We start from the raw sequence: 12,818 nt of genomic DNA, 5'->3' as shown, positions 1-12,818 counted from the left end.
ACCAGCCATTATACTTGCAGGAATGGCTACTGCGGTACCGAAACCAGCTATTCCCTCAAGAAATCCTCCAAATCCCCATGCTAAAATAAGTACTAAAATTCTCTTATCTGTAGTCACACCTGATAGCATGGTTTTGATCTTATCCATACTTTTTGTATGAACAGATAGGTTATAAGTAAATACTGCAGCTATAATAACAACAATTATAGGCCAAATGGCAGTTGCTACACCTTGAAGCGCAGCTGTTAATGCAGAAACTATCGGCATGTTAAATCCAACTAAGGCTAGTATAAACGTCAATACTAAAGCTATAGGACACGCCTTATATCCTGGTATTTTCAGAACCCCTAAAGTAATAATTAAAAATAGTATTGGAATTAATGCAAGAACTAGAAGTAATAAATTCATATAAAATTCCCCTCCATTAATAAAATAATATAAGTCTTGATAATACGATAATTTGGTATGACCAATTTTGATTTAATTATACTTCCCAAAATATTTTTTGTAAAGCATTTCTTATTCATTTTCAGAATTTTTTTACAATAACTTTATTTCAATTTCATTTCTTATACCTTATATTTCCTACCTTTTTTTAATTTATTAATTATTAATAAAAAATGTAAATTATGGATTTATATGATAATAGTCAGATCTTTTGTTTAACTTAGATTCGGCAAGTAATTTTTAAAACATTAGAATTATTTGCTTTTTGCTATTTTCTTAAGTTTTCTTAATTTTTTTAAACTATTACCCATTTTTAGGTGAACTTAATAAACCTCATTGAACTAAATTCTATTAAATGGTATTTGATTGTTTTACATTTAATTTCATCCATATTATTTTCAACATCACATCTTTGATTGTAATCATGAAATATTTCTTCACAATAAAATGTACTTATTTTATCATCCAAGTTAAATCTATGTAAAATATACATTGAATTATTGACAATTTGTTCTTTTTATAATATACTTTTTATAATATATTAATACTAATACTTACTTTATATTAAGAGGGAGTAGTTATAAATATAACATCAACAATCGCGACTATGTTTTAGTCTGGTGTTATATACCTGATGGGTAACGAGACTTTTAATATAACTTCAAAAATTTGAAGTTATATTAAAGGTCTTTTTTGTTCGTAATTATTATAAGAAGACTTTCGGCATCTTTGGACATTTATTTTTTAGATGCCATAGGAATTTTACTTTTTTACACTCATTTTTATTGAACCTATACATTTTGTATTTGTTCAATAAGGACTTATTCAAATCTCTCAAAATATATTTAACTAAATTTGAAAGGAAGATGTTGCATGAAAAAATATTTTTCTAAAACTACAGAAGAGTCTTTAAAAGACTTTGATGTGACCTTAAATGGACTAACGAGTGCAAAAGTTACTGAAATACTAAATACTGTTGGAGAAAACATTTTAAATGAAAAAAAGAAAAAGAGTATTTTATCTGTATTTATAGAACAATTTAAGGATTTATTAGTAATTATTTTAGTTGCTGCTGCTATTATTTCGGCTATGACTGGTAATATGGAAAGTACTTTTGTAATTATAGCTGTTATAACTATGAATGCTCTTTTAGGTACTGTCCAATATGTTAAAGCTGAACAATCTCTAGATAGCTTAAAAGCTTTGTCTGCACCTAATGCGAAAGTTATTAGAAATGGAGTTAAAATTGAAATACCTTCAAAGAATGTTGTTCCAGGAGATATTTTAGTACTAGAAGCTGGTGACCTAGTTGTTGCTGATGGTAGAATTTTAGAAAACTTTTCTCTTAAAGTTAATGAAAGTTCATTAACTGGTGAATCTGAAAGTGTTGATAAATTCTCTGATGTTATTAATGAGGATGAAGTTGCTTTAGGAGATCAAAAAAATATGGTTTTTTCTAGCTCATTAATTACTTATGGCAGGGCTACTATTCTCGTAACTAACACAGGCATGCACACAGAACTTGGTAAAATAGCCACTCTTATGGAAGAAACAGAGAAAAAAAGCACTCCACTTCAAGTTTCTTTAGATGAATTCTCTAAAAAATTAGCTATTGGAATAATGGGTATTTGTGTTATTGTATTTGGATTAAGCATGTATAGGGGTACTCCTCTTTTAGATTCATTAATGTTTGCTGTTGCTCTTGCTGTTGCTGCTATTCCTGAAGCTCTTAGCTCAATAGTTACAATTGTACTAGCTATAGGCACTCAATCAATGGCTAAAGAACATGCAATTATAAAAAAACTTAAAGCTGTTGAAGGCCTTGGCTGTGTGTCAATTATTTGTTCTGATAAAACTGGTACATTAACTCAAAACAAAATGACTGTTCAAAAGATTTTTGTTGATAATAAATTATTTGATAGTGACAAGATAGATTCTAAAAATTCTGATTCAAATTTTCTTTTAACTAGTTCTGTACTTTGTAATGACTCTACTTCAATAGATGGAGCTGAAATTGGTGATCCAACTGAGGTTGCCCTCGTAAATTTAGTTCATAAATATTCTATAAATGAAATTGAGTGTAGAAATACTTATCCAAGAATTAAGGAAATTCCTTTTGACTCTGATAGAAAGCTTATGAGTACACTTCATGTAATAGATGGAAAACATATAATGATTACTAAAGGCGCTCTCGATGTCTTAATGAATAGAGTAACTTCAACCAAAACTTCAAACGGAGTAGTCAACTTTACTGAAGCAGATAAAACTAATATAAATAAGACTAATATGGATCTTTCATCACAAGGTTTAAGAGTTTTAGCTTTTGCTTATAAAGAACTTGATGAAGCTAAAGAACTTACTTTAGAAGATGAAGATAACTATACTTTCTTAGGATTAATTTCAATGATTGATCCACCTAGAGAAGAATCTAAAGCAGCAGTTAGTGATTGTATAAAAGCTTCTATTAAACCAATTATGATTACTGGTGATCATAAAATTACAGCTTCTGCTATTGCTAAGGAAATTGGAATCTTACAAGAAGGAGATTTAGCTGTAGAAGGGTTAGAACTTGATAAGATGTCTGATGATGAACTTAATTCTAAATTAAGGCATATTTCAGTTTATGCAAGAGTATCTCCTGAACATAAAATAAGAATAGTTAAAGCATGGCAAAATAAAGGTAACATTGTTGCTATGACTGGCGATGGTGTTAATGATGCCCCTGCATTAAAGCAAGCTGATATTGGTATTGCAATGGGTATAACAGGTACTGAAGTTTCAAAAGATGCTGCTTCAATGATTTTAACAGATGATAACTTTGCAACTATTGTTAAATCAGTTACTAACGGAAGAAATATTTATGCTAATATAAAGAACTCCATTAAATTCCTTCTTTCAGGTAATACATCAGGAATACTTGCAGTACTTTATTCATCAATATTTGCACTTCCAGTTCCATTTGCTGCAGTACATTTATTATTCATTAACTTATTAACAGATAGTTTACCTGCTATTGCAATTGGTATGGAAAAATCTAAAAAAGATGTTTTAAAAGATAAACCTAGAGATGCTACAGAATCTATATTAACTAAAGATTTTATTAAATCTATTAGCATTCAAGGTTTAATTATAGGAATATTTACTATGATTTCTTATCATATTGGTTTAGCAACTGGCAGTCACGAACTTGCTATGACTATGGCATTTAGTACCTTATGTTTAGCTAGATTATTCCATGGATTTAACTGTCGTGGAAGAAAATCTATTTTTGCGCTTGGAGTTTTCAATAATAAATTCAGCTGGATTGCTTTTATATCAGGTGTTGTCCTAGTAAATGCAGTTTTACTTATACCAGCTCTTCAACAATTATTTGAAATAACTCCACTTAGCACTAATGAGCTATTATTAGTTCACTTATTTGCTTTCATTCCAACTTTAATAATACAAATATCTAAAGTAATTAGAGATCTCATTGAAAGCAAAAATGAAAAAGCTCGAGAAAAAAATAATCATAAATCAAAAAATAAAGCAGCTTAGAACATAGATAAGGGCTATATCAAAATAATAAAAATTATTTTGATATAGCCCTATTGCTTTTTCTTTTTATTCCCTTTTTTCTGCCTATTTATCTCCATTATATGATTTTATATATATTTCTTTGATTTCACTCATTAATGGATATCTTGGATTAGCTCCTGTACATTGATCATCAAAAGCTTGTTCTACCATTTCATCCATTGATACATAAAGTTTCTCTTCTGAAATCCCAAATTCTTTTATGCTACTAGGTATTCCAATTTTCTTCTTTAAATCATCTATTGCTTTTATTAAAAGTTCAATCTTCTCTTCTTCTGTATTTCCTCCCAGATTTAGATAATCAGCTATTCTAGCATATCTCCAACCTGCATTGGGATACTTATATTGTGGGAATGCTGCTTGTTTTCTTGGTGCATCTGTTGCATTAAATCTAATTACTTCATCTATCAACAATGCATTTGCTATTCCATGAGGCACATGATGAAATGCTCCTAGTTTGTGTGCCATTGAATGACATATTCCTAAAAATGCGTTTGCAAATGCCATACCTGCTATTGAGGATGCATGAGCCATCTTTTCTCTAGCCTTAACATCTGTAGCTCCTCCATTATATGCATCTGGTAAATATTTAAATGTTAATCTTATTGCTTCTAATGCTAACCCATTTGTATATTCTGATGCTAATACTGAAACATAGGCTTCTATTGCATGAACTAAAGCATCTATGCCAGAAGCTGCTGTTAACCCTTTTGGCATACTCATCATAAGTTCTGCATCTACTATTGCCATATTAGGAGTTAGTGCATAATCTGCTAATGGATACTTGATACCTGTTTGTTCATCAGTTATAACTGCAAATGGAGTAACTTCTGAACCAGTTCCTGCTGATGTCGGAATTGCAACCATCATTGCTTTCTCTCCCATTGCTGGAAATTTATAAACTCTCTTTCTTATATCCATAAATCTCATAGCCAAATCTTCAAATCTAACATCTGGATGTTCATACATTACCCACATAATTTTAGCGGCATCCATAGGTGAACCGCCTCCAATAGCTATAATTACATCTGGTTTAAAATCCTTCATTGCCTCTGCGCCATTTTTAGCAGCTTTTAATGTTGGATCAGGTTCTACATCTGAAAATATTTTATATTCTATATCATTTTTACTTAATATATCTGTAACTTTATGAGTATATCCTAATCCAAATAATACTTTATCTGTTACTACAAATGCTCTTTTCTTCTTCATGGCATTTAGTTCTTCTAAAGCTACTGGAAGGCAGCCATATTTAAAATAAGTTTTGTCTGGAACTCTAAACCAAAGCATGTTTTCTCTCCTCTCTGCAATTCTCTTAACATTTATTAAATGTTTAGGACCTACATTTTCTGATATAGAATTTCCCCCCCATGATCCACATCCAAGAGTTAATGATGGTGCTAATTTAAAATTATATATATCTCCTATTGCACCCTGAGATGCCGGCATATTTATTAAAGTTCTAGCAGTTTTCATAGTCACTCCAAACTGCTCTATTCTATCTCTTGATTGTACTTTATTTGTATAAAGTATTGATGTATGACCAAATCCACCTAATTCTATTAATCTAGATGCTTTCGTTAATGCTTCATCAAAAGTTTTAACTTTATACATAGCTAATATTGGTGATAATTTTTCATGTGAAAATGGTTCTTCTAATTCAGGTGATTCAACTTCTCCAATCAATACTTTTACAGCTTCAGATACTTTAACCCCTGAGAGTTTTGCTATTTTATAAGCTGATTGACCAACTATATCTGCATTTAATGACCCCTTTGAATCTAATATTATACTCCTAACCTTATCTATTTCATCACCTTTAAGGATGTAAGCACCTCTATCATCTAATTCTTTTCTAACTTCTTCATATATTGATTCCATTACTATTATGCTTTGCTCTGATGCACAAATTACCCCATTATCAAAGGTTTTTGAAAGTAAAATTGAATTTACAGCCATCTTTATATGAGCTGTATCATCAATTATTGCTGGAGTATTTCCAGCCCCAACCCCAATAGCTGGCTTTCCTGATGAATACGCAGCCCTAACCATTCCAGGTCCGCCTGTTGCCAATATGATATCACATTCTGCCATAACACTTTTAGATAAATCAACTGATGGTTCATCTATCCATCCTATTATTCCTTTTGGTGCTCCAGCTTTTTCAGCAGCCTCTAAGACTATTTTAGCCGCTGCTATTGTTGATTCCTTAGCTCTTGGATGTGGACTTATGATTATTGCATTTCTTGTTTTTAAAGCAATTAATGTCTTAAATATTGCTGTTGATGTAGGATTTGTTGTTGGTACTATTGCTGCTATTACCCCTATTGGTTCAGCAATATGAGTTATTCCAAACATCTCATCTCTTTCTATGATTCCACATGTCTTCGTATCCTTATATTGATTATATATATACTCAGCTGCAAAATGATTTTTTATGACCTTATCTTCTACTATTCCCATTCCACTTTCTTTTACTGCAATTTTTGCAAGAGTAATTCTTGAATCACTAGCAGCCATAGCTGCTTGCCTAAATATCTCATCTACTTGTTCTTGAGTAAATTTTGCAAATTCTTTTTGTGCTTTTCTTAAATCTTGTATTCTTTTTGTTAATTCTTGTGAATTGGTTACTCTCATTTTTCATACCTCCGAAATTTATTTGCTAAATTTTTATACGCATAATATTATTTATCATTCAACAGTTATACTTATTTTAAATATTATTCATAGCCTATCCAAAACAAAAAATTTAATTCTCATAATATTATTTATTGTTATGCTTCTAAATTCTATAGTATACTAATACCATCTAAATATTAATTTTGTTTTTACTTAGGAGGAACTATGAATAAATTTATTGAAAAAGCTAAAATTACTCATCAGTTAGATAAAGAAGAAATATTGGAATTACTACAAAATGATGATATAAATGAAGAACTTTTTAAGGTAGCAGATGAAATTCGTCAAAAATATTTAGGTGACTATGTACACTTAAGAGGTTTAATTGAATTTACAAATATCTGCAAAAGAAATTGCATGTATTGTGGACTCCGAAGAGATAATAAAAATCTTGAAAGATATAGACTAACACAAGAAGAAATTTTGGATTTTGCAAAAAAAGCAGTTAGTTATGGTTATAAGACTATTGTTCTTCAAGGTGGTGAAGATGACTATTTTACTAAAGAAAGAATGACTACTATCATAAAGGAAATAAAAAAATTAGGAGTTGCTTTAACTTTAAGTTTAGGCGAAAAGACTTATGATGAATATAAAGCATTTAAAGAAGCTGGTGCTGATAGATATTTAATACGTATTGAAACTACTGATAAAAAGCTTTATGAAGATATGGATCCTAACATGAGTTTTGAAGAAAGACTAAATTGCTTAAATTACTTAAGAGATTTAGGATATGAAGTTGGAAGTGGTATTCTTGTTGGTCTGCCAAACCAAACTTTGGAATCTATAGCTAGTGATATATTATTCTTTAAAGAAATTAATGCAGATATGATAGGAATAGGTCCTTTTATACCAAATGAAGATACTCCTTTAAAAGATGCAGAAGGTGGAAGCCTTACTTTAGCTCTTAAAGTTATGGCTTTAACACGTTTAATGCTTCCAGATATAAATATTCCTGCAACAACTGCAATGGAATCTTTAGCTCCAAATGGTAGAATAATTGCTCTTCAAAGTGGCGCTAATGTTGTAATGCCTAATGTTACTGAAGGTGAATACAGAAAACTTTATGCCCTCTATCCAGGCAAAATATGTACGGGTGATACACCAGCTCACTGTAGAGGCTGCATAACTAGCAAGGTAACTGGTATTGGTAGAATAATTTCTGATGAATACGGATTTAGAGGCAATAAAAATACTAATGCTCATGATAATAACTAAGAATTGGGTTAATGCACCACTTCTTCTAGTATTGGCTTTTAACCCAGCTCTATTAGGAGAAGTGGTTTATTATGCCTCACTACTTCTGCTACCTTTTTAGTACAATTTTTTCTAGATAGAGATCTTTGTACTTATTTTTATATTATTTCATAACTTTTCTCAAGAGATTAATCTTATCCTTAAATGGTGCAAATCTAAATGAAAACTCAATATATGTTCCTCTTTTCACAATACTTTTTTCATGTGTAAATGTATCAAAGCTTTTCTTTCCATGATATGATCCCATTCCGCTAGTTCCTACTCCTCCAAAAGGAAGATTAGATGTTCCCACATGAAGTATAGTATCATTTATAGTAACGCCTCCTGATGATGTTTCTCTAATAACCTTTTCTATATTATTTTTATCTTCTGAAAAATAATATAGTGCTAAAGGCTTGTCTTTTTTATTCACATATTCTATTACTTCATTCAAATTGTTAAAAATCATAACTGGAAATATTGGTCCAAATATTTCCTCCTTCAATACACGGGCTTCTTCTTTTACATTTGTTAAAATAGTTGGTTCAAAATACAATGTCTGTTCATCATAATTTCCACCATAATATACATCTCCATCTTTTAAATATCTAGATAATCTATTTATTTCATGCTTGTTTATTATTCTAGGATAATCTGTACTTTCTTCAATATCTTCTCCATATTGAAGCTTAAATTCTTTTACTATTAACTTTAAAAATTCTTCTTTTACTTCATTTTGTATAAATAAATAATCTGGTGCAACACAAGTTTGTCCAGCATTTAATAATTTCCCCCAGACTATTCTCTTAGCTGCTTTATCTAAGTTTGCATCCTTATCTATAATGCAGGGACTCTTTCCGCCTAATTCTAAGGTTATAGGAATCAGTCTTTTTGAAGCCTTCTCCATTATTATTTTGCCAACCTTTATGCTACCAGTAAAGAAGATATAATTAAAATCCTGTTCTAATAATTCTTCAACACATTCTTTTCCTTGATTTACACCCACTACTTTTACATATTCTTCATCAAAGTTTTCATTAATAATTTTTTCAATTAATCTTGATGTATTTATAGTATGTTCTGAAGGCTTAATTATTACAGTATTTCCTGCAGCTATAGACCCTATTAAAGGAAGAATAACTAATTGAAATGGATAATTAAATGGTCCTATTATTAGAACTGTACCATAAGGTTCTTTTTCAATATAATTTTTGCTTGGGAAAAACATAAATGAGCTTTTAACTCGTTTTCTTTTGCTCCATTCTTTAATGTTTTTTAAATGCAAGTTTATTTCTTCATACACCATAGCAATTTCACTAATATAACTTTCAAATTCAGATTTGTGTAAATCTTTTTTTACAGCATTTATTATCCATTGCTCATTATCCTTTATTATTCTTTTAAGCTTTATTAAATTTTCTTTTCTAAAGTTTATATCTAATTGTCTACCCTTATGAAAATACTCCTTTTGCTTATTTACCAATTCTTTAAATTCCATACTAACCTCCATTCCGCCACTACCGCTGACGACACAAATATTAATGAAAAATGGTGTTGCAATTTACACCATTTGGCAATAATAAAACTTAGGGGAAGATATACTACAAAGCACGGCGAGGTGAGTCGTAGATTACTTCTCAGTTTAAAACAGTATACTAACTAGTGTAAGAATCATCTTTCAAGCATAGAAAGAATGAATAGTAATGGTTCGATCGCACCTTAATTAAGGTCGCCTTTTTTTCCATAATTTCAGTTAATTTTTTGGCATTCGGGTGTATTTTTCACGCTAACTCCTTTAACATTGTATTTAGTTATTTAAAATATACCTTATTAAATACTCAAACTTTTATAGTAAACATAATTTTTATCAAATAATTTTAGAGGAATTTTAAATTCAGGAATTCCAAATACATAAGGTGCTATATCATATAATTGATAATAAATTACAAGATCATCACCTTTTATATAAAAGGTTTGATTTTCACTAATTCCCTTAAATACATTTCCTGCATCAAAATAATTCTCAGGGTTTTTGCTAATCTCTTCCATTACCTTTTTATTAATTATATCATTATAAGGATATCCTTGAACAAATAATTCCTTTAATGTTATTAAACTTTCTTTATCTTTATCTATTGTATAAGAAGTTCTTATTGTCATTCCATGAGCTCCTCCTAAGTATTCATAATAATCATTATATAAACTAAGAAGTAAACTATTATCTTCAGTTATTGTATATTTTGAATAAATTTCATATGGGAATGTTGGCTTTTCTTGTCCTAACACTCCAAAGTATTCTTTTGAAGTTTTCTCAGCTTCTTCTACTTTGGTCAAAATCCCCCTATTAATTACATTGTTTATTAAATTTATCTTTTTCTCATCATTTCCATTTACTAATTGAGGTATTTTTATGTCTTCTTTTAAATAATCTAAATTTTTAATTATAGACTTTTCCACAAGTTTAAATTTATTTTCACTTTGTATTTCACTAATTATACACAATTGTTGTGGATAAGCTGTGCACAACATGGAACCTATGATTACTAATCCTGTTATATCTGCTATGATACTCATTTCAGCACCTCCGTAATTTATACATTTTATGACTTTATTAATTATATATCCACAAAATCAACATGTAATATTATGTATATTAACATGTTCATAACACTTTATCCACACTCACCTGTTTATAATGTTAATAAGTTGTACTATTTTATATTATGCTACACTTTTAAGAATCTTATTCTAACTTTATCATTTGATAATTGAATAAGATCTACTAAGATTTATTTATTTAAAGTTTAATAGATTTTAATATAATTTAGGACATACTAATAAAAGAATAATATTTTCAATTTCAATACAAGGAGGTAGATTAATACATTTATGTCTAGAAATAATGACTCAATAAGAAATACTTCTAAAAACAGTATTTCAAAAAATAAAAACATTTTAACTTTTTTAATTATTATCTTGATAATTATATTAAGTCGATATCTAATACATAATAATATTTCTTCTAAAAAAATCACAGCATATAATGCAGATACTATAGACCAGCTTAAATCTGAAAATGACTCCAAAATACAAGAAAATAGCAATAATGATAAAAGTATAATTCAAGATATACGATATTTTGATCAAGCTAATTTAGTCAATGATAATAGAGGTGTCCCAGTGTTATATTATCATTCTGTTGATGAATCTGCGGCTAATGAAGTGACGATAACTCCTGAAATGCTTAAGGCACAACTTAAGTACATAAAAGATAAAGGTTATGTAACATTAACTTTAAGTAATCTTAAAGGGTATTTATTAAACAACTCCCCTATTCCAAATAAAAGCATCGTTATTACTTTTGATGATGGATATATGAATAACTATTATAATGCTTTCCCAATATTAAAGGATTTCAATATGGTGGCTACTATATTTTGCATAACCTCTAACTTAGATGGAACTTATTATTTATCAAAAGATGCTATAAATCAAATGTCTAATTATGGCATAGATATTCAAAGTCATACTGTTAATCACCTTCATCTTGATAAATTGACTTATGGTGAACAGCTCACAGAATTAAAAAAGTCAAAGCAAACTTTAGAATCAATAATGGGTAAAAAAGTTGACTCAATTGCCTATCCTTTCGGGGATTTTAATGATGATAGCATAAAAGCAGCCAAAGAAGCTGGTTATACTTTGGGATTTACTACTAAAAGAGGTCTTTCAGATAGGGACGATAATCCTCTTAAACTTGATAGGATCTATATTAGTTCTAAATATGATATGAATACATTTAAAGAAATTTTATCTAAAGCAAAAAAGTAACTCTCAATGGAGAGTTACTTTTTTGTTTCATTTTCTTTATCTTCAGTTACATATTGTGGTAGCTTTTGTTGATTTCCTGAATTATTTATAATTATAGGTATATTATTTTCAGATATAAATTTATTGGTTTTAGCAAGTAATCCATATTTTATCGCTTGTCCATTTATTGTTACCAAAGTTTTCTTGCTTAAATCTAACATTTCATTGTTTAATGCATATTCAAATGTTTCTGCCATGGCTTCATCAATATCTTTATTCAAAATATTAGTATTTGTAACAAGTTCTTTTCCTTTATCTGTAGGTGAATATGCATATATAACTTTATTAAATTTATTAACATGTATTTTTATATTAGAAGTTGCCTGTATAACAATTATACTTTGAACCCTTCTGTATTCAATAATAATACCACTTCCAATTAATATAAGTATAACCAGTAAAATAGAAATATGTATTCTATAGTTTCTTAGAGTTTTACTTTTCTTACCTTCACATATCTCCCCAATATTTGCTTTACTATTGGTTTTTATTTTTAAAAACTTGCCTTTAGAAGTCACTATGTAAGCAGCTTTATTTAATGATTTTAATACTAAACCCTTATATGAATTCTGATTTTTATTTGAAATACTCGTTACATTATTATCTTCTCTTAGTTTTATTCTAAAATAATCTTTTATATGTCTATAATTAGGATTAGTTAATATTATATAATAAGCTATAATATAATCTCTACACTTTTCTATATATTTAGGTTTAATCTTAGTTAATTTACTTAGCTTTGATATAGGTAAATCTTTTTTCTGAATTATTATTTTAAGTAGCTCATCATTATCAGCTATGTAGTAAGCTATATTTAAAGCTATATTTCTATCATTTTCTTTAAGCGAAAAGTTTAATAAATCTTTATATAAAACATTATACATGTTTAATTCATTTAAAAATAAAGCTATCTGTTTATTTCTATTATTTTCTGCTGACTGTCCTATTACTAGCATTGATGGCAGTGAAACAAAAACATATTTATCTTTATTAAAGCTCAAATTTTCCATATA

Annotated in this window: 8 protein-coding genes; 3 read left to right on the top strand and 5 right to left on the bottom strand. The window is 28.9% G+C overall.

Annotated elements, in window-relative coordinates:
• A partial coding sequence (locus tag LLF98_RS07875) for an L-lactate permease (RefSeq protein WP_291702535.1) occupies positions 1 to 408 on the bottom strand: 408 nt, incomplete at its 3' end.
• A gap of 912 nt (positions 409 to 1,320) precedes the next feature.
• Between LLF98_RS07875 and LLF98_RS07870 the strand changes: the two genes are divergently transcribed.
• Positions 1,321 to 3,984, top strand: a complete 2,664-nt coding sequence (locus LLF98_RS07870; protein WP_291702532.1) for a cation-translocating P-type ATPase — start codon at positions 1,321 to 1,323, stop codon at positions 3,982 to 3,984.
• An 84-nt stretch (positions 3,985 to 4,068) separates the two neighbouring features.
• Here the strand turns inward: LLF98_RS07870 and adhE are convergent, their stop codons facing one another.
• Positions 4,069 to 6,660, bottom strand: a complete 2,592-nt coding sequence (gene adhE, locus LLF98_RS07865; protein WP_291702530.1) for a bifunctional acetaldehyde-CoA/alcohol dehydrogenase — start codon at positions 6,658 to 6,660, stop codon at positions 4,069 to 4,071.
• Positions 6,661 to 6,867: 207 nt separating this feature from the next.
• Here adhE and hydE point away from each other — a divergent pair, with 207 nt between their 5' ends.
• The gene (gene hydE, locus LLF98_RS07860; RefSeq protein WP_291702528.1) at positions 6,868 to 7,917 is read left to right on the top strand and encodes a [FeFe] hydrogenase H-cluster radical SAM maturase HydE; all 1,050 of its coding nucleotides are present in this window, start codon (positions 6,868 to 6,870) and stop codon (positions 7,915 to 7,917) included.
• A gap of 142 nt (positions 7,918 to 8,059) precedes the next feature.
• Here the strand turns inward: hydE and LLF98_RS07855 are convergent, their stop codons facing one another.
• The gene (locus LLF98_RS07855; protein ID WP_291702526.1) at positions 8,060 to 9,433 is read right to left on the bottom strand and encodes an aldehyde dehydrogenase; all 1,374 of its coding nucleotides are present in this window, start codon (positions 9,431 to 9,433) and stop codon (positions 8,060 to 8,062) included.
• 332 nt (positions 9,434 to 9,765) lie between these two features.
• Positions 9,766 to 10,509: a DUF3298 and DUF4163 domain-containing protein gene (locus tag LLF98_RS07850; protein WP_291702524.1), complete on the bottom strand. Its 744-nt coding sequence runs from the start codon at positions 10,507 to 10,509 to the stop codon at positions 9,766 to 9,768.
• Positions 10,510 to 10,824: 315 nt separating this feature from the next.
• Between LLF98_RS07850 and LLF98_RS07845 the strand changes: the two genes are divergently transcribed.
• Entirely contained in the window at positions 10,825 to 11,766 is a 942-nt protein-coding gene (locus LLF98_RS07845; RefSeq protein WP_291702522.1) for a polysaccharide deacetylase family protein, read from the top strand.
• A 14-nt stretch (positions 11,767 to 11,780) separates the two neighbouring features.
• Here the strand turns inward: LLF98_RS07845 and LLF98_RS07840 are convergent, their stop codons facing one another.
• A complete protein-coding gene (locus LLF98_RS07840) occupies positions 11,781 to 12,815 on the bottom strand; it encodes an anti-sigma factor domain-containing protein (RefSeq protein WP_291702520.1) in 1,035 nt (344 codons plus the stop codon).
• Positions 12,816 to 12,818: the final 3 nt, after the last annotated feature.

Source organism: Clostridium sp. (assembly GCF_021372645.1).
Lineage (GTDB): Bacteria > Bacillota > Clostridia > Clostridiales > Clostridiaceae > Clostridium.
This window is presented reverse-complemented; position numbering and strand designations above follow the sequence as displayed.